This window comes from Thermodesulfobacterium geofontis OPF15 (assembly GCF_000215975.1).
In the GTDB taxonomy this organism is placed as follows: Bacteria; Desulfobacterota; Thermodesulfobacteria; order Thermodesulfobacteriales; family Thermodesulfobacteriaceae; genus Thermodesulfobacterium; species Thermodesulfobacterium geofontis.
In genome coordinates this window covers 1,191,335-1,208,580 of the sequence record NC_015682.1, presented here as the reverse complement: position 1 = coordinate 1,208,580, position 17,246 = coordinate 1,191,335, and the positions used below count along the sequence as shown (strand labels likewise).

At 30.2% G+C, this 17,246-nt stretch carries 19 protein-coding genes; 3 read left to right on the top strand and 16 right to left on the bottom strand.

From position 1 onward, the window contains the following. The first annotated feature begins 3 nt into the window (after nucleotides 1-3). A complete protein-coding gene (yajC, locus tag TOPB45_RS06275; RefSeq protein ID WP_013909999.1) occupies nucleotides 4-351 on the top strand; it encodes a preprotein translocase subunit YajC in 348 nt (115 codons plus the stop codon). Here yajC and trmFO read toward each other — a convergent pair. From trmFO to TOPB45_RS06250, 5 genes are read right to left on the bottom strand one after another with little or no spacing between them, the layout of a single operon-like run. Beyond that, nucleotides 341-1,654, bottom strand: coding sequence for a methylenetetrahydrofolate--tRNA-(uracil(54)-C(5))-methyltransferase (FADH(2)-oxidizing) TrmFO (trmFO, locus tag TOPB45_RS06270; RefSeq protein ID WP_013909998.1), 1,314 nt, complete (start codon nucleotides 1,652-1,654; stop codon nucleotides 341-343). The genes yajC and trmFO overlap by 11 nt on opposite strands. Continuing rightward, complete coding sequence (gene pilQ / locus TOPB45_RS06265; protein WP_013909997.1) at nucleotides 1,655-3,616, bottom strand: type IV pilus secretin PilQ; 1,962 nt, start codon at nucleotides 3,614-3,616, stop codon at nucleotides 1,655-1,657. Beyond that, nucleotides 3,613-4,080, bottom strand: coding sequence for a hypothetical protein (locus tag TOPB45_RS06260; protein WP_013909996.1), 468 nt, complete (start codon nucleotides 4,078-4,080; stop codon nucleotides 3,613-3,615). The genes pilQ and TOPB45_RS06260 overlap by 4 nt, the downstream gene beginning before the upstream one ends. Next, complete coding sequence (locus TOPB45_RS06255) at nucleotides 4,081-4,719, bottom strand: type IV pilus inner membrane component PilO (RefSeq protein ID WP_013909995.1); 639 nt, start codon at nucleotides 4,717-4,719, stop codon at nucleotides 4,081-4,083. It abuts the gene before it with no gap. Nucleotides 4,720-4,721: 2 nt separating this feature from the next. Continuing rightward, nucleotides 4,722-5,261 carry a PilN domain-containing protein gene (locus TOPB45_RS06250; RefSeq protein ID WP_013909994.1) on the bottom strand — a complete coding sequence of 180 codons (540 nt, stop codon included), beginning with the start codon at nucleotides 5,259-5,261 and terminating at the stop codon, nucleotides 4,722-4,724. A 255-nt stretch (nucleotides 5,262-5,516) separates the two neighbouring features. Between TOPB45_RS06250 and TOPB45_RS06245 the strand changes: the two genes are divergently transcribed. Continuing rightward, complete coding sequence (locus tag TOPB45_RS06245) at nucleotides 5,517-6,956, top strand: hypothetical protein (RefSeq protein WP_041430357.1); 1,440 nt, start codon at nucleotides 5,517-5,519, stop codon at nucleotides 6,954-6,956. Nucleotides 6,957-6,969: 13 nt separating this feature from the next. Further along, nucleotides 6,970-7,464 carry a pantetheine-phosphate adenylyltransferase gene (gene coaD, locus TOPB45_RS06240; protein ID WP_013909992.1) on the top strand — a complete coding sequence of 165 codons (495 nt, stop codon included), beginning with the start codon at nucleotides 6,970-6,972 and terminating at the stop codon, nucleotides 7,462-7,464. Nucleotides 7,465-7,507: 43 nt separating this feature from the next. On the opposite strand, the gene TOPB45_RS06235 is transcribed toward coaD, so the two are convergent. From TOPB45_RS06235 to nrdR, 11 genes are all read right to left on the bottom strand, one after another. Beyond that, the gene (locus TOPB45_RS06235; protein ID WP_013909991.1) at nucleotides 7,508-7,696 is read right to left on the bottom strand and encodes a 4Fe-4S dicluster domain-containing protein; all 189 of its coding nucleotides are present in this window, start codon (nucleotides 7,694-7,696) and stop codon (nucleotides 7,508-7,510) included. A gap of 15 nt (nucleotides 7,697-7,711) precedes the next feature. Continuing rightward, entirely contained in the window at nucleotides 7,712-9,106 is a 1,395-nt protein-coding gene (locus TOPB45_RS06230; protein ID WP_013909990.1) for a cobyrinate a,c-diamide synthase, read from the bottom strand. 54 nt (nucleotides 9,107-9,160) lie between these two features. Continuing rightward, entirely contained in the window at nucleotides 9,161-10,351 is a 1,191-nt protein-coding gene (dsrP, locus tag TOPB45_RS06225) for a sulfate reduction electron transfer complex DsrMKJOP subunit DsrP (protein WP_013909989.1), read from the bottom strand. A gap of 24 nt (nucleotides 10,352-10,375) precedes the next feature. Beyond that, nucleotides 10,376-11,155 carry a sulfate reduction electron transfer complex DsrMKJOP subunit DsrO gene (dsrO, locus tag TOPB45_RS06220; protein WP_013909988.1) on the bottom strand — a complete coding sequence of 260 codons (780 nt, stop codon included), beginning with the start codon at nucleotides 11,153-11,155 and terminating at the stop codon, nucleotides 10,376-10,378. Then, the gene (gene dsrJ, locus TOPB45_RS06215; RefSeq protein WP_013909987.1) at nucleotides 11,146-11,532 is read right to left on the bottom strand and encodes a sulfate reduction electron transfer complex DsrMKJOP subunit DsrJ; all 387 of its coding nucleotides are present in this window, start codon (nucleotides 11,530-11,532) and stop codon (nucleotides 11,146-11,148) included. Before dsrJ ends, dsrO begins: the two co-directional genes overlap by 10 nt. 11 nt (nucleotides 11,533-11,543) lie before the next feature. Then, on the bottom strand, nucleotides 11,544-13,178 hold the full coding sequence (dsrK, locus tag TOPB45_RS06210; RefSeq protein WP_013909986.1) for a sulfate reduction electron transfer complex DsrMKJOP subunit DsrK: 1,635 nt from the start codon (nucleotides 13,176-13,178) through the stop codon (nucleotides 11,544-11,546). 15 nt (nucleotides 13,179-13,193) lie between these two features. Beyond that, nucleotides 13,194-14,255 carry a sulfate reduction electron transfer complex DsrMKJOP subunit DsrM gene (gene dsrM, locus TOPB45_RS06205; RefSeq protein ID WP_013909985.1) on the bottom strand — a complete coding sequence of 354 codons (1,062 nt, stop codon included), beginning with the start codon at nucleotides 14,253-14,255 and terminating at the stop codon, nucleotides 13,194-13,196. A 21-nt stretch (nucleotides 14,256-14,276) separates the two neighbouring features. After that, nucleotides 14,277-14,849 (bottom strand): RsbRD N-terminal domain-containing protein, encoded by a 573-nt coding sequence (locus tag TOPB45_RS06200; protein ID WP_013909984.1) that lies wholly within the window; start codon nucleotides 14,847-14,849, stop codon nucleotides 14,277-14,279. A gap of 138 nt (nucleotides 14,850-14,987) precedes the next feature. After that, entirely contained in the window at nucleotides 14,988-16,073 is a 1,086-nt protein-coding gene (locus TOPB45_RS06195; protein ID WP_013909983.1) for a DUF763 domain-containing protein, read from the bottom strand. Continuing rightward, a complete protein-coding gene (gene pyrF, locus TOPB45_RS06190) occupies nucleotides 16,060-16,797 on the bottom strand; it encodes an orotidine-5'-phosphate decarboxylase (protein ID WP_013909982.1) in 738 nt (245 codons plus the stop codon). The genes TOPB45_RS06195 and pyrF overlap by 14 nt, the downstream gene beginning before the upstream one ends. Next, nucleotides 16,787-17,239 carry a transcriptional regulator NrdR gene (gene nrdR, locus TOPB45_RS06185; protein WP_013909981.1) on the bottom strand — a complete coding sequence of 151 codons (453 nt, stop codon included), beginning with the start codon at nucleotides 17,237-17,239 and terminating at the stop codon, nucleotides 16,787-16,789. Before nrdR ends, pyrF begins: the two co-directional genes overlap by 11 nt. Between the last annotated feature and the right edge of the window lie 7 nt (nucleotides 17,240-17,246).

The window sequence follows — 17,246 nt, the reverse complement described above, 5'->3', positions numbered from 1 at the left end:
TTTATGGATCTATTAAACCCTTTTGTAAATTTCGTCTTTGCTATGGGAACCCCTCCTCAACAAGGGCAAGCTCCTCAAGGAGGGGGACTGATCGGTTTTCTCTTTACTTTACTTCCTTTGATACTGATTTTTATTATTTTCTACCTTCTTTTAATTAGACCCCAGCAGAAAAAAATGAAAGAACATCAAAAATTTATTTCAGAATTAAGAGTGGGACAAAAAGTTTTTACTGTAGGAGGAATAGTAGGAAGAATAATTAAGATCGAAGATAATATAGTATGGTTAGAAGTTGATAAAGATATAAATATTCCTGTAATAAAAGGATATATAAGCGGACCTTTTACTCAATAATTGAGTTTTCTTTAATCCAATTCTGTAAAGCTTTTAAAGCTCGTTCTGCTAATTTAAAATACCTTAATTTTTTAGGAATTTTTTCTTCCAAAGGAGGGAAAAGTCCCCAATTTATATTCATAGGTTGAAAATATTTAGGATTTGCAGTTTGTAAATAATTAATCAGGGCTCCTATAGCAGTTTCTTTAGGTGGAATAACAAGAGGCTTTCCTTTTGCTAATCTTTCTGCATTAATACCTGCAATTAGTCCCATAGCTGTCGATTCTACATAACCTTCAACACCTGTAATTTGTCCTGCAAGAAAAATATTGGGAAATTTTTTAAGTTGAAGAGTTGGTTCTAAAACTAAAGGTGCGTTCACGAAAGTATTTCTATGAATTGAGCCTAATCTTGCAAACTCAGCTTTTTCTAATCCAGGTATCATTCTAAAAATTCTTATTTGTTCTTGATATTTCAATTTAGTTTGAAATCCAACCATGTTATAAAGTGTTTTTTCTTTATTTTCTGGGCGAAGCTGAACTACTGCATAAGGTTCTTTACCTGTTTTTGGATCTATGAGACCGGTAGGTTTCATAGGACCATAACGTAAGGTATCTTTTCCTCTTTCAGCCATAACTTCAATAGGTAAACATCCTTCGAAATATTTAGGATCCTCAAAAGGATGAAGAGGAACTTTTTCAGCTTTGAGTAACTCTTCAACAAATTTTTCATATTCCTCTTTAGTTAAAGGACAATTTACATAACTTCCCTCTCCTTCCCCATATCTATCAGCAACAAAGACTTTCTCCCAATTTATAGAATCAGCATAAACAATAGGAGAGATAGCATCATAAAAATGCAAATAAGGAATTTCTATAAGCTCAGAAAGATTTTTAGCTAAACTTTCTGATGTAAGGGGACCTGTAGCTACAATTACTATTTTATCCTTAGGAATTTCTGTAACCTCTTCTCTCTTTATTTTAATTAAGGGATGATTAAATATTTCTTGGGTAATGTAATTAGCAAAACATTCTCTATCTACTACGAGAGCTTTTCCACCTTCTATTTCACAATTTATGGCAGATTCCATTATGAGAGATTTAAGCATTTTTAATTCTTCTTTTAATAATCCTACTGCTTTATGAAGTTCTTTTGAACGTAAAGAATTTGAACAAACCAATTCAGCGAATTTATCAGTTTTATGGGCTGGGGTCATTTTAAATGGTCTCATTTCGTAGAGAATAACCTTAACTCCTCTTTGAGCAATTTGCCAAGAGGCTTCTGAACCAGCAAGTCCAGCGCCTATGACAACAACTTCAAACACTTAATAATCAATTCCTGCAATAGGAATGTAGGCAATTTTGGGTGTTATAAAGACTATAAGTTCGGTTTTGGTTAATTGTTTACCTCTTCTTTTAAAGGCTTCTCCAACACCAGGAATGTTCCCTAATCCAGGTACTTGATCCAATGTTTCACTAATGTCACTTATTTTAATTCCTCCTATAACTAATGTTTCTCCATTATCAACAAGTGCACTTGTTTGAATAGAATTAGTAAATAAGGCAGGAACTCCTCCTTGAACAGTATGAGACCAATCTGGTGTAGATTTTTCTATAGTAATGTCTAAAAGGATTTTACCTTCAGGTGTAAGGGAAGGAATTACATCAAATTTAACTCCTGCATCAATAAATTCTACTGTGGGAACCGGAACCTCTGGTACCCATCTTAAATATGGAATTCTATAGCCTTGTTTAATAGTTGCTGGCTCTCTATTTAAGGTAAGTATACTCGGTTTAGAAAGAATCCTTGCAACACCTTTTTCTTCAAGTGCAGATAACTGAAAATCAAGTAAGGCTGCATTTTTGCCAAAGTAGCCTAAAACTATTCCCAAGGCACTAGGTGAAGTTCTTTGAGTAGGAGTTGCACCTAAATCTACAATAGTTGGGGTAGGAAGTGAAATGGTAGCATTGGTAGTAGGTGGTCCACCGCCTCCGGGATAGGTATAAGTTATACTACCTGTAGAAGAAGATGGACGAGGAGAAATACCCCAAATACTATGCTCAGTTGCTCTCCAAGTAGCACCTCCCCATTTTACTCCAAGTTCATGCACATAGGTATCACTTATTTCTGCAATCCTTGCTTCAATTAAAAACTGAGGTCTTGGTTTATCTATTCTTTTTATTATTTCTTCTATTTCTTCAAGCACTTTGGGAGTTGCTTTCACAATAAGAATATTAGTAAAAGGGTCAAAGGTGATTTTATTAGGATCTTTAAGAATTTCTGAAAGTTTTTCTGAAATTCTCTGATTTTTCATTAAATCTACTACTTTGCTTGCTCTAATATGCTTAAGTTCAAAAGTTTTAGTAATAAGTCTATTTGTCATCTCTTCTGTTTCTTGAATAGCTCTTAGAATATCTCTTTGGTTTTCTATTTCTCTTCTAATTCCTTCTGTACTTTCACCAAGGGCTCTCATATAATCTCTATAAAGTTCTGCTTCCTTTTTAATTTCTTCTAAAGTCCCAACTCTTGTTATATTACCAATAGTAATTTTAGCTAACCCCTTATTAGCAAGAACTACATCTAATAACAAATCCCAAGGAACCTGTTTTGCCCTTAAAGTTACAAGACCTTTTACTTGTTCGCTGGCAATAATATTAATTTCTCCTACCTCTGCTAAAAATCTTAAAACCGCATGTATATCTGCTTCTTGAAAATCTACAGTAACAGGTAAGCCTTTATATTCTTTGGCTGTTAAAGGCATCTTCATTCTATATTCACCTAAATAGATCTCATATTCAGGAAATTCTGATACTTTAGGAACTAAGGATTCAAAAGGTTTTGCTGGTTTTCTCTCTAAATATTCAATTTTTTCTTTTTTAATAACTACACTTACAGGTTTTTCAGGTTTTTCCCATATAAGATCTACTATTACTTTATTTGCAAAAGGAACTATTTGAAAATTAAAAGGTTCACTTAAAAGAAATTCTAAATAAAGTTTTTCTTTTTCATAAGAGGCATTAATTTCTTTAAATATCTCCTTAGGAAGATTTTTCATCCAATTAGAGGTTTTAGGAACTACATTATAAAGGGTTAATTTTATTTTATTTTCTTCTTTAGAAATTTCATACTTAGGTTTATTACTAAATTCAAAAACCAGTCTATCTACAGGTTCTCTTAAAAATAGTACATCTTCTAAGTATATTTTTTCAGTAGCAAAACAATTTAGACTTAATAATAAAAATGAAATCATAAAAAAAATAAATATACCTATCCTCTTTATCTTCATGACGTTTTCTCCTTTTTCAAAGGTAATATTCTTTTATTTCTTTCTTTTTCTCCATAAATATTAGTTTCTTCCTCTTCAATTATTACATAATCTTTTCCTATTTCTAATACCTTAATATTTCCCACCTTAGTACCTACTTTCACTATGTATCCTTTTTTGTTATTATCTTGTAATAAAGCTATTCTTTCTCCTCTTTTTTCTAAAATACCTACCAAATCCAAGGGTATTTTCCCTCTTTTTTCTATAGTTGATTTTAGAACTTCCGGGGCTATAAATGGATTTTTAAGTTTACTTATATTAATTTTATAGGGTTTTTCTTCCAATGATTTTGCCCAATTTTTTAATTCTATATCTTCTATTTCGGTTTTTTCAGGTAAAGCTTTAGGAACGGTTTCTTTTTTTTCTTCCTTATGAGAACAGCTAACTAAAATTATAATAGATAAAAATATTACTAAATACTTCATTTATACTTCCTTCTCCTTTTTTACTTCTTCTTTAGCTTTTTCTTCTTTTTTCTTTTCCTCTTTTTTCTCTAAAGGAGCCCCTGTATATTTGTAAGTATGAAAAATCACTTCAGCATTTAATTGATTTTTTTTAACCTGAAATCTTATACTATTTAATGCTATTAAACGTTGTAAATCTTCTATAGAATTTAAGAAATTCATAACGTTACTAAATCTACCTTGGATTACCATTTTTATAGGTATTATATTATAATAGTCTTGAGGAATTTCTTTTTCTGGTTCAAAAGTTATAACTTCTAAATTATTCATTTTAGCGAGGTCGGAAATTTGTTTTAAAATATTTGGAATTTCTTTTGCAGAAGGAAGAATTTCTTTAACTTTTTCTAAAAATTCTTGTCTTTGCCTCATCTGAGCTTCTAAAATTGCCGTTTTTTTTGCCATATTTTCATATTTTTGAATTTCTAAATCCAATTTTTTAACTTCTTCTTCTAAAATATTTATTTTTTCTTTTGTGGGGACATAATAAAATTTGTAGAATAAAAACAAAGGAGCTAAAATAGAGACAAAAATAATTAAAAATTTTTCTCTATTAGTAGCTGTTTTTTCCCAATCTTTAAGTTTTTCCCATAGAGCTTTCATAATTAAAATAAAACCTCTGCTCTAAATTCTATATAACCCTCTTTTTTTTCGGTTTTGTTTAAAGTGACCTCTTTAACTATTTCTTTAACATTTTCCAAATTTTTTAAATATTCAGCTATATCTCTTAAATCTGAACTGGTACCATTCATAGTAGCATTGGAAATACTTACTAAAAGTTCTGTAAAAACAATTCTATTTTTACCTATATTTCCTATTAAAGTCTCTATCCTTTGAAGCCCTTTACCTTGATTTTCTTTAAGGGTGATAATAGTTGAAATTCGTTTTTTTAGTTCTTCATTTTCCTTTTCTAATCCTTTTAACTTTTCTGCAATTTTTTTATACTCTACTAATCTTTTTTCTTTTTCTACTTTTTCATTTTTTAAAGTTTTCAAAGTGTATTGCAAACGAAAGCCTTCTGCAAAAATAGTTAAAATTACAGCTATAAAAATAATCAGAAAAGTTTTTAAAAATACAAACCTCTCTTTCTCTTCTTCAACCCTTATAAGTTCTTTTTTAGGAAGTAAATTGAACTTTATTATCATAAAATTTTATTTATACTTATAAATCAGAACAAGTCAAGGATTTTTTTTAAATTTTTTTTAAAAATTATTTTAAAAATATTATCGGTCTATTTTGCAAAATTATTAAATAAAATTCCAATCCTTGAATTTTTACTATTTGTGAAGTTTTTAATTTTAAATTAATTAAGCTTTAAATATTGACTTTAAAAAAATAATAAAATATAATTTAGTCCAATGTACAACCTCATTAAAAGTTCTTTTCTTTTATTTTTTTTGATGTTTTTTTTCTTAGTTTTTAGTTTTCAAATAGCCTATTCCTATGAAGACAGTTCAGAAAAACGCTTAAATCTTTGGCCCTTAGTAGTTTATAGTGAAAACAAAATCAGTAAATCTAAACGTTTAGAAATTGCTGGCCCATTTATTTATAAGTATTCTTTTCCTGATGAAAATGGCACTTCTGTTAGACCAATTTATTCTTCTGTAAAAAATCCAAAAGAAAAAAGGATTTATTTTATTTCTCCTTTAGGAGTTTATAAATCTGATAATGAAACTGAATCTTTAAAATTTGTTCCTTTAATAAATAAAACCTGGGTCAAAACTCCTGAAGAAAGACAAGAAGAAAGGCATTTTGATTTCTTTCCTGTGTTTTGGGGTCAAACCTCACAAAATGAAACATATGGAGGTTTCTTTCCTATTTATGGAAAATTTAAAAACAGATTCGGAAAAAAAGAAATAATTTTCGTTCTCTGGCCCATTTATAGTAAAATCGAATATGAAAAATACACAGCTTATAATTATCTTTGGCCTTTCATAAGAACTATAAAAGAAAAAGAACGAACTCAACCTCCAGAGTATTCTGGATTTAAGATATGGCCTTTGTTTGGACATTTTAAAGAGGCTAATACAGAAAGAAAGTTTGTCCTTTGGCCATTTTATATAAGAACCCATTTCGAAGACCCTGAAGAAGGTTATTCGGATAAATTAATAGTGTTTCCTTTTTATATAAAGGAAGATACGGAAAGTTATAATAAAAAAATTATTCTTTGGCCCTTTTTCCAGAAGGTTTATGCAAAGGAATATTATTATAAACAAATTGATGCACCATGGCCCTTTTATCAAAAAATAGAAGGTGAAAATGTAAAAGGTTTGAGATATTGGCCTTTTTATGGGTATATAAAAAGAAAAGATAGCTTAGACTATTTTATTATTTGGCCTTTATATTTTTATAAAGAGGATCACATTACTCACAAAAGTTATGAATTCGAAGAAAGAGAATATAAATTTCTTATCTTTTCTAAATACAGATATACTAAAGAGACTAATCAACCTTTGCAAAAAGAATATCGTATTTGGCCTTTAGTCTATGGATATGAATATAAAACTGAGTCTGACACCCAATTTTATTATTTTCCAGCAATTTTACCTCTTTATGATGAAGGAATGGAAAGAAACTATAGTGCCTTTTTAAAACTTTGGGAATATTATAAGCATGAAGATTATACTTATTTTAAGCTATTGTGGGGTTTATATAGATATGAAAAAAATAAACAAAAAAGTATTCAAGAATTAGCCTTTCTTTTTAGAATAGTTAATGGACCAGATACAAGTTATGTAGAATTTTTAGAAGGATTCTTAGGTATAGGAAAATTAGAAGGGAATCCTAAAATTAAATTGCTTTTTTTAGAGCTCATCCATAATAACAGTAAAAAAGAATAAAAACTAAAAGAAAATGGAAAATAAAAAAATAGGAATTTATCCTGGTACTTTTGATCCTATTACTAATGGACATTTAGATATAATTAAAAGAGCTTTAAAACTTTTTGATTTAGTAATAGTTGCTGTAGGAGAAAATCCTCAAAAGCAAGCGCTTTTTTCTTTAGAAGAAAGGGTATATTTAATAAAAGAAGCTATAAAAGAGCTACCTGAAAATCATAGAATAGAAGTGGAAGCCTTTTCTGGATTATTAGTAGAATTTGCTAAGAAAAAATCAGCTTGTGCGATTATTAGGGGTTTAAGAGCTGTTTCTGATTTTGAATATGAAATGCAAATAGCTTTAATGAATAGAAAGCTTTCTAATAGTATAGATACAGTTTTTCTCTTAACCAGTCTTAAGTGGATATTCCTAAGTTCTTCAATTGTAAAAGAAGTAGCAAAATTAGGTGGAAATGTAGACGATTTAGTTCCTAAAATAGTAGCTGAAAAGTTAAAAGAAAAATTTAGATAAGGGGAAAGAGGTAGACTCTCTTTCCCCTTTTTGTTTCTAAAAATTAAAGTTCCTTAACTGTAATAGATCCAGTAGGACAAACTTCTACACAGGTAAAACATACCATACATTCATCAGGTCTTGCTACAATTGGTTTCCCATCTTCGCCTTTGTCATAAACCTGAGCAGGACAAGAATCTATACAAGATCCACAAGCTTCACAAGTGTCATAATTAACAGTAATTTCAACCATACCCCACCTCCTTAGTTAGTATAATTTTTGCTCTTTAAACTCTTTTGCTTTTTTTAAAAAATTTGTTGCCCAACATTTTACACTAAAAACATGAATATGGGTATAGGTTGCTAATAAATTCTTATACAAAATTCCATCTAATTTGCCGTCAAACCCAGTACCTTTTTCTAATTCAAAGGCAAACTTTATTTCTTCGTTAAACTTCATTTCTAAAGGTTTTGAATAATGAAATTCATGACCTTTTATAGAAGTCCCTAATTCAAAATAAGGATTTTTTTCTTTTATTTTAGCTATAACATATCCATGTCCTTGGGGAAATTTTTCTACCATAAATTTAATAGGTAAAACTTTACTCATAGGATATCTTTTCTCTTTCCATATTATTTCTTCTCCTAAATACATTAAACCCCCACATTCAGCATAAACTGGCATTCCTTCCATTATAGCATCTTTAACTGCTTTTAAAAGTTCTTTGTTTTCAGAGAGTTCTTCTGCTTTTACTTCAGGGAACCCTCCTCCTAAATAAAGACCTGAGACTTCTGGTAAGTTTCTGTCTTTAAAGGCATTTATAAAAATAAGTTCAGCTCCTAAATTTGTCAAAGTTTCTAAATTTTCGGGATAATAAAATTGAAAAGCTTCATCTTTAAACACTCCAATTTTAACATCTTTAAACTCAATAATATTTTCTGGTTGAGAAACTTCTATCTCTATAGGAGGAACTTTTTTACTGATTTCTAATATTTTTTCTACCTCTACATTTTCTTTTATAATCTTTTGTAGTTGATCTAAAAAAAAATTCTCATTATATTCAAAAGAAGTAATTAACCCTAAATGCCTTTCTTGAGGTAAATTTCTTAGTTTAGGAATAACTCCTAATACTTTAACATCTGTATAATATTCTATAGAACCTCTAATTATGTTTTCATGCCTTGGTCTTGCTATTTTATTCAAAATAACCCCTTTGATTTCTATATCTTTTTCAAATTCAAGAAAGCCTTTTATTAAAGCTGCAAGACTTCTTGTCACTTTTGTGCAATCAAGAATTAAAATTATGGGAACTTTTAAGAGTTGAGCAAGTCTTGAAGTGCTACAACTTCCAAATATATCAAGTCCGTCAAATAATCCCCTATTACCTTCAATAATAGCAAGATCGGAATCTTTAGAGCCTAAATAAAAGGAATATAAATTATCCTTTTCGTCAAACAAAAATAAATCTAAATTTCTACAAGGGGTTTTTGAAATTTTACTTAACCAACCTGCATCAATATAATCAGGTCCCTTTTTAAAGGCGGATAGATTTAATCCAATAGATTTTAAATAATAAATTAATCCAATAGTAAATATAGTTTTGCCTGAACCACCTTTATGCGAAGAAATTAATATCCTGGGAATGTTATAAGAAATTTTCATAATTTAATTTTTAAAATAAAAATAAGAAAGAAGGAGGAGAAAAACTTTCAAAAATTATTTTTTATATAGAACCCCTTCGTATTTTACCACTAATTCTTTAGAAGATTTTACTTCTAAAGCAATTTTATAAAGGATGGTCATAATTAAAAATCCGGTTGCCCAAACACCTAAAGTAATTCCAATTTCTGGTAAAGTTGGTCTGTAGGGAGTGATAGTTTCGAAAGGTGTAGGAGTATATCCACCAGTAATTAATCCAATACCTTTATCAATCCAGCAAGAAAGAAATACAGCTATACAGGCAAGAGCTAAAGTAGTTTCGTTTCTTCTTAAAGCTGGAATAACAAGTAGTATTATGGCAATAGCTGCTAAAATATAAGAAGTCCACATAAAGGGTACCCATTCTGCATGTCCTTCAAGTCCAACAAATAAGTATTTAATAGGTGCTTGATGGCTATGAATTCCACTATAAAATGCTGTAAATAACTCAAAGAGGAATAAAAGGACATTTATTACAAAAGCATAGGCTACTATCTTTGAAAGTGTATCTATAGCCTTTTTACCTGCGTCAAAATTAGCAACCTTTTTTAATAAAAGAGCAACTACAATAATTAAAGCAGGTCCGGAAGAAAAGGCTGAAGCTAAAAATCTTGGAGCCATAATAGCTGTTAACCAAAAATGGCGCCCTGGTAATCCTTGGTAGAGAAAAGCGGTAACAATGTGAATACTTGGAGCCCATACTATAGCTAAGTAAATAAAAGGTTTTAACCAAGAAGGATATTTCGTTCCTTTGTATTCTGCATGTAAAACAGTCCATCCACAGAGTAAATTTAATAAAAGGTAACCACTTAGCACTATTACATCATAAAACATTATAGAATTTGGAGTAGGAAATCTAAGAACATTTAATACTCTCATTGGTTGTCCAAGATCAACAAATACAAAAAGAATACACATAGTAACTGCAGCTACAGCTAAAAATTCACCTAATATAGTAATCTTCCCAAATTCTTTATAATTATGCCAATAATAGGGAAGTACAACCATTACAGCTGAAGCTGCAACTCCAACTAAGAAGGTAAAATTAGCAATATAGAATCCCCAAGAAACATCTCTACTCATTCCTGTAATTCCTAATCCTACTTTAAATTGATAAAGATAACAAAGAAATCCTATAAATATAATAGAAAGCAAAAATAAAACCCATAACCAATATTTTTTACTTCCTACCAGTGCCTTTTCTAACATATTTACACCTCTCCTTTAAAAGTTTTAATCTATTAAATAAAATACAGATGGATGAGTTCCTAATTCTGCTTTTCTTCTAAGAGCAACCTTTTCTTTAAGAATTTTACTAACTTCTGAGTTTTCATCTTCTAAATCTCCAAAAATTAATGCTTTCTCAGGGCAGGCTTCAACACATGCAGGAATTTTTCCTTGAGCTAATCTTTCATAACAGAATAAACATTTTTCAACTACACCTTTCATACGGGTAGGATATTCTGGATTTACTTTTTTAATATATGGACGAGGATCAAACCAATTAAAAGATCTTGCTCCATAAGGACAAGCTGCCATACAAAAACGACATCCTATACATCTATGAAAATCCATCATTACAATTCCTTCTTTGTTTTTAAAAGTAGCTTTAGTTGGACACACTCTTACACAAGGAGGATTATCACAGTGGTTACATAAAAGTAAAAAAGGAACATCTTTGAAGATTTCCTTAAGATGTTCATCTGCCTGTTCCGGAAAGGCATGTTCAAACTTATCTTCCCAAATCCACTTAATTTCTCTTTTTTTATCAGGAATTGAGGGAACATTATGTACATAATGACAAGCTTCTATACATTTAAGACCACAAGTAGCCCTACCCTCTTTACATTTTTTAACATCAATTACCATTGCCCACCTTTTACCCTTTAAAGCTTCTGGAGGGGAAGTATACTCCTGTGCCTTTATTTCCCCCCTGTTTAATAAACCCTTAACTGCAGTTCCTAATAAAGTTAAACCTGTTAATTTTAGAAAGGTTCTTCTTTTTATTGCCATTTTTTCGCCACCTCCGGTGCAATATGACAATCCCAGCAATCTGGGTGTGTTATCACAAAATTATGACACCTATCACAAAATTTTTCTTTATCTGTATGACATTTCATACAAGTTCTTTGTAAACTGATAGTATATTTTTCTCCATCACTTGCAATATACATATGCTGATTCTCACGAATAGCTTTTTTTCTCCATTTATCTAATAATTTCATGTGATAAGCTTTCATATATTCCTTTGATTCTACACATTTTTTTTCTTCCTTAGGAAGTTCTGGCTGTGGAATAGCTTGTAATCTTCCAAAATTTAACCACATTGGTATAGTAAAAAACACAATAAGTACAATTATAAAAAATATTACCTTCCCTGCATTATACATAATTTAACCTCCTATTCTTCAGATTGATCAGTACCTTTTACAGGGTGTTTTAGAGGTCTTCTTCTTAAATCTACATCCCTTGATTTTTCTCCTTCAAAGACAAGTGCATTAGCAACTAGTTCATGAAGTCCTCCTACATCAACCCCAGGAACCCAATATCCTAAAAGAGTTGGGAAAACTGCTCTATCAATAGCACATATGCAAATTAATTGATTAACTCCATATTCTTTATGCACATACTCTACTGCATTTGCTCTTGGAAAACCACCTCTTTGTCTTATTTCTAAATTTTCTCCAGCATTAAGACCTGCCCCACTTCCGCAACAAAAAGTTTTTTCTCTAATTGTATTTTCTGGCATCTCAACAAAGTTATTACATACATGTTTTAAGATAAATCTTGGTTCTTCAAAAAATCCCATAGCTCTTGAAGGATTGCAAGAATCATGATAAGTAACTATTAGATGGTCATTTCTTGAAGGATCTAACTTTAACTTTCCATGGGCAATTAGATCTGCTGTAAATTCAACTATATGAACAATCTTATTAGATTTGGCATGCTCAAAAACTGTTCCTGTAATAGGAGATTTTGGAACTTCTAAGAAATCTATAGGGCCAAACCAAGTATTATGGTATTGATGCCAGACCCTCCATTTATGTCCACATTCTCCACCAAGTATCCACTTAACTTTAAGTCTCTTAGCTTCCTCATATATTTTTGAATGAAGTCTTTTTGCCATCTCTAAAGAATGGAAGAATCCAAAATTACCACCTTCAGTTGCAAAAGCACTCATAGTTACATCTAAATCTAAATACTGAAAAAGGGCAAGAATTCCCATCATTGTATAAATACCTGGATCAGCAAAATAGTCTCCAGACATGGGAACATATAAAATTTCAGCTCCCTTTCTATTTATATATCTATCTAAATCAATATGGATCCCTGTAATATCTTCAAATTCCCAAGCCAAAAATTCTAAATTTTCTTTAAATGTATGAGGAGGAACACCTACATGATTTCCTATATAATAACTATTATGAACTGGTTTTATTCCCCAATCTGTACCAATACCAAGTTCAAGTAAAATTTCTCTCATCATAATAGTTACTTCTGCAGTATCTATACCATAAGGACAGAATACAGAACATCTTCTACATTCTGTACATTGATAAAAATAATAAAACCATTCTTTTATGACATCTTCAGTTAATTTTCTTGCACCTGCAAATTTTCCAAGAAGTTTACCAAAGGTAGAAAATTCACCTTTTATTATAGATCTTATAAGTTCTGCTCTTAAAACAGGCATATTTTTTGGATCTCCAGTTCCTAAGAAAAAGTGGCATTTATCCGCACAGGCTCCACATCTTACACATATATCCATAAATAATTTAAAGGATCTATGTTTTTCCATCCTCTTTAGAATCTCTTTTCTTACAATCTCTTTCCAATTTTCAGGAAGAGGCCATTTTTCATCATAAGGTTGCCATTTCCCCAATGTGTTAAGATCTAACTCTTCTAAATATTTAGGTTCTACTATTCCTAAATAATATCCTCTTTTTAATTCAGGTTTTATATCCATCCAATCTTTTTCTGGAGTTTTATGCAAATTCACATCAGATATTAATTCCTCAGGTTTAGGAAGACTCATCTTTACCCCCTCTCTTTATATATTTTTATGAGGACCATACATAGTATACCATTCATGTTCTTCTTTTGTTACTTCCTCGTCTATAGGAATTCCAGCTTGTTCCATTGCCTCTCTAAATTTTTCTTGAAATTCTGCATAGGTTAAATGTTTTACCGGATATTCCCAAGGATTAACATGTCTTACAGCACGGTTGTTATTAGCCATATTACGGGTTGGACTGAAAAATACACCTACCATATGAACAAGCTTGCTAAAAGGAAAATAGGCAGCAAGAGATGAAACTAAGAATAGATGAATATAAAAAATTACTCCTATTTTTGCTCCCTCAGGAATGACAGGATTGAATGTAGCAAGACCAAGAGTTAATTGTTTAACTGCATATAAATCAACCTTTATATAATATCTCATTAATACTCCTGTAATTACAATACCAAGAATTAAAAATAAAGGAAAGAAATCAGAGCCATAAGAAAGATAAGACACCTTGGGGTCAAAGAATCTTCTTAACAAGAGAAAAGTTAAACCAGCTAAAATCAGTATATCTGTAATATATACCGGAGGGACTCCTAAGGTTTGAATAAAGCTATCTAAATAATCCAATCCTTGAATAATTTGAGGCACTGGATTAGTAAAAAGCCTTAAATGCCTCAAAAGGATTATAAAAAAGGACCAGTGAAATAGAATAGCACCCAGCCATAACCATTTTGCAGAACCATAAATAAGCCTTTTTCCATATAGATCTGCCCTTAAATTTCTAAATAGGCTTCTAAAAAATACAATTTCAAAAAACATTCTTAGAACTACTTCCCAAGTATAAAAAGGTGATTCTAATCTGTCTCTAAAAGTTCTCTTTACCCAGGGAAGACTTTTTTGTTGTCCACAGGTTGCAGGAATTTTGTAAGGAACAGGGGATTTAGCCCAATATATAATTCGGTAAATTAGACCTATTACAAATACCAAAAAACAAGCATAAGGAATTATAATTCCAAATAAACTATCTAAACCTAATACCCCTACTCCAAACCAAGGTATAGCAACTAAAATACCAAAAATTATAAAACTTACTAAGGCATTCATAATCCATCCCTCTCCTTTTTATTAGTTAATTTCTTCAGGTTCACTTTTAGGCATTCCCTCCATAGGATCATAAACTAAACCTGCTCTTTTTAAAAGAAGATAATGGGCTCTTTTCCATTCATCATATCTAAGTTGATTTAATCTTTCTCTATACTCCATGAAAAAATCAAAACTTCTAATCATGAAAGCATTAATTCTATCTTCCAACTTGATAAATTCCTCTACACCAAATTTTTTTAGTATATCCTCTCCTATTTCTTTTCTTATTATACTTTTTAACTGAATAAAGAGATTTAAAGCTTTTGAAGGAATTGTCTCTTGAACAGCTCTTAATTGAACAAGTCTTCTTAAATAATAATCTGCTTCCTCCCAATTAAAATCTCCAAACAAAATACCAATTAATCCTTCAAAGGTTTCATCTATTCTATAACCAAAAGGATTTTGAAATCTATCCACCTCTTTAGTAAAAAATCTTTTAGCTTCTTCTCCAAAGGAGTCCCAAAAGATAGCTTTCCATTTTTTTAAAATACCATCTCTTTTATTTTCAAGATATCTAATTAATTCTTCAGATAAATTAGTAGATTTCCTTTGCATTTTTACCTTTTTATATAGTTTAATTTACAAAAGTCAACCGTAATTTTGAAAAATTTTAAATATTTTTCTATTGTATTACTAAGGTTTTATTAAAAAATTTTTAGAATTTTTTAATTTTTTTTAAATTTTTCAACTTTTTTAAAATTTGAAAATTTGAGGAAGTCTTTTAAAAAGTGCTAATTTTTCCGATTCTCCTAATTTAACTTTTCTTAAAATTTCTTCCAATTCTTGAATAGTGGTATCATAAAGTTTTCTATTTAGTTTGTAAGGATAGCCATCTTTTCCTCCATGAGCATAACTATAAATAATTGGATCTTCTCTTGAGGCTTTTACATTGTAAATGAGTTCTGAAGCTAAAGTAAGAGCTCTTAAGGTTTTAGCACCCACACCCTCAGTTAAAATCAATTCTTGAAAATTTGAAGGTGGATTTTCATAGGTTTTTTCCCAAACTTTTCTAAGAGATTTAAAAGAAAAATCTTGAGGAGTTAAAATATGATCTTTTTTAAAAATTATGTGAACCTTGGGAGTTAATTCTTTCATTACTATATTTAGATTTTCTTTTACTAAGCTCACTAAAGATTCTTGAACTTTTTTACTTTCTTTAGCTACTAAATTAATTACTTCTTTCTTTTTAATTGGAGATACAATTCCTGTATGAGGATTTTCACAAAAATTAGTAATCCTTTCACTATACCACTGATATCTTCTTGCATAGGAAGTTTTCTCATCCATTCCTTGTTGTATAACACCCCATTCTCCATTTTTTGAAAAAATAAATAAGTGAAAATAAAGTTGAAAACCATCTTGTATAGCATTATTGTCAATTCTTGCAGTAAGTCTACTCAAGGTGATAAATTTAAATGTTTCTTGAGAAAAACCCTCCTTTTCTCCCCAATTAATTATTTCTTGCGGGGTATTTAAAGCTCTTTTTCCTTTCCCTCCACATATATAAATTCCCAAATCTTTAAAATAGGGTTTTAGCGCTTCCTTTACAGCTCCCCCTACAGTAGTAGTTAAACCAGAAGAATGCCAGTCAAACCCAAGTAAACAACCAAAAGCTTGAAACCAAAAAGGATCAGTCAATCTTTTAATAAGTTCTTTGCTTCCAAATTCTTCATAAATAAGAATCAGAATAGCTCTGCTTAATCTTACCATTCTTTCAAAAAGCCAAGGTGGGCACTTGCCACCATGTAAAGGTAAATCAACAATGCTACGAATGATCATTTTTTGCCATCCATGCTTTTTTTATTTCTTCAGCTATTTTTTGGCAGACTTCTTCTGGAGAAGAGGATTCTCTAATAGGTCTTCCAATAACTAAATAATCTGCACCTGCTAAAACAGCTTCATAAGGGGTGGCAACCCTTAATTGATCATCTTTACCTTTTTCCCATCTTATCCCTGGCACAATAGTTTTTAGTTCAGGAAAGGCTTCTTTTATTTTTTCTACTTCCTTTGCTGAACAAACAATTCCATCACATCCAGTTTTATATGCTATTTGAGCCAATTTAAAAACTAATTCCTTAATATCTCTTGCTAACTCAGAATAAAAACCTAATTCCATGAGATCAGCTCTATCAAGAGAAGTAAGAATGGTTACCGCAATTATTTTTAAATTATTAGACGCAGATTTAACTACACTTTCTAAAGCTGATCTTCCTGATAAAGTATGAACTGTAACCCAATCAACACCTAATTCAGAAATTACTTTAATTACTTTGGTTAAGGTATTAGGTATATCATAAAGCTTTAAATCAAGAAAAATTTTTTGCTTACTTATTTTTTTAATTTCTTCAATAATTTTTGGGCCACAGCTTGTAAAAAGTTCTAAACCTATTTTAAAAACTCCTACCAGTTCATTAAGTCTTTCAACCCAATATAAAGCTTCTTTTAAATCCGAAACATCTAAGGGGAAAACTATAATTTCTTCTGGTTTTCTATTATTTTTCATTTTTCAATTCTTTTATTTGAGTAATAAACTCATCTACATCTTTAAATTCTTTATAAACTGATGCAAATCTTATATAAGCTACTTTATCCCATTCTTTTAATTTAGAAATTACCCTTTCTCCTATATATTGAGAAGGTACTTCTTTTTCTCCTCTTTGAATTAGATCAAGTTCAAGCTCATTTACAAATTTTTTTATAGTATCTTCACTTATAGGTCTTTTATGACAAGCCTTTCTTATTCCTGAAACTAATTTTTCTCTATTATAGGGTTCTCTTCTTCCATCCTTTTTTACAATCATTATATCCAACTCAAGTTTTTCATAAGTAGTAAATCTATACCCACATTTACTACATTCTCTTCTCCTTCTTATAGAAAATCCATCTTCTATAACTCTTGAATCTATAACCTTAGTTTCAATTTCTTTACATCTTGGACATCTCATAATAATT

Coding starts and splice junctions, on each gene's coding strand:
- pyrF (WP_013909982.1), bottom strand. CDS start 16,797: ATGAAAAATAATAGAAAACCAGAAGAAATTATAGTTTTCCCCTTAGAT.
- coaD (WP_013909992.1), top strand. CDS start 6,970: ATGGAAAATAAAAAAATAGGAATTTATCCTGGTACTTTTGATCCTATT.
- dsrJ (WP_013909987.1), bottom strand. CDS start 11,532: ATGTATAATGCAGGGAAGGTAATATTTTTTATAATTGTACTTATTGTG.
- dsrK (WP_013909986.1), bottom strand. CDS start 13,178: ATGAGTCTTCCTAAACCTGAGGAATTAATATCTGATGTGAATTTGCAT.
- TOPB45_RS06245 (WP_041430357.1), top strand. CDS start 5,517: ATGTTTTTTTTCTTAGTTTTTAGTTTTCAAATAGCCTATTCCTATGAA.
- TOPB45_RS06230 (WP_013909990.1), bottom strand. CDS start 9,106: ATGAAAATTTCTTATAACATTCCCAGGATATTAATTTCTTCGCATAAA.
- dsrP (WP_013909989.1), bottom strand. CDS start 10,351: ATGTTAGAAAAGGCACTGGTAGGAAGTAAAAAATATTGGTTATGGGTT.
- TOPB45_RS06200 (WP_013909984.1), bottom strand. CDS start 14,849: ATGCAAAGGAAATCTACTAATTTATCTGAAGAATTAATTAGATATCTT.
- pilQ (WP_013909997.1), bottom strand. CDS start 3,616: ATGAAGATAAAGAGGATAGGTATATTTATTTTTTTTATGATTTCATTT.
- TOPB45_RS06255 (WP_013909995.1), bottom strand. CDS start 4,719: ATGAAAGCTCTATGGGAAAAACTTAAAGATTGGGAAAAAACAGCTACT.
- nrdR (WP_013909981.1), bottom strand. CDS start 17,239: ATGAGATGTCCAAGATGTAAAGAAATTGAAACTAAGGTTATAGATTCA.
- TOPB45_RS06235 (WP_013909991.1), bottom strand. CDS start 7,696: ATGGTTGAAATTACTGTTAATTATGACACTTGTGAAGCTTGTGGATCT.
- dsrO (WP_013909988.1), bottom strand. CDS start 11,155: ATGGCAATAAAAAGAAGAACCTTTCTAAAATTAACAGGTTTAACTTTA.
- TOPB45_RS06260 (WP_013909996.1), bottom strand. CDS start 4,080: ATGAAGTATTTAGTAATATTTTTATCTATTATAATTTTAGTTAGCTGT.
- dsrM (WP_013909985.1), bottom strand. CDS start 14,255: ATGAATGCCTTAGTAAGTTTTATAATTTTTGGTATTTTAGTTGCTATA.
- TOPB45_RS06195 (WP_013909983.1), bottom strand. CDS start 16,073: ATGATCATTCGTAGCATTGTTGATTTACCTTTACATGGTGGCAAGTGC.
- TOPB45_RS06250 (WP_013909994.1), bottom strand. CDS start 5,261: ATGATAATAAAGTTCAATTTACTTCCTAAAAAAGAACTTATAAGGGTT.
- yajC (WP_013909999.1), top strand. CDS start 4: ATGGATCTATTAAACCCTTTTGTAAATTTCGTCTTTGCTATGGGAACC.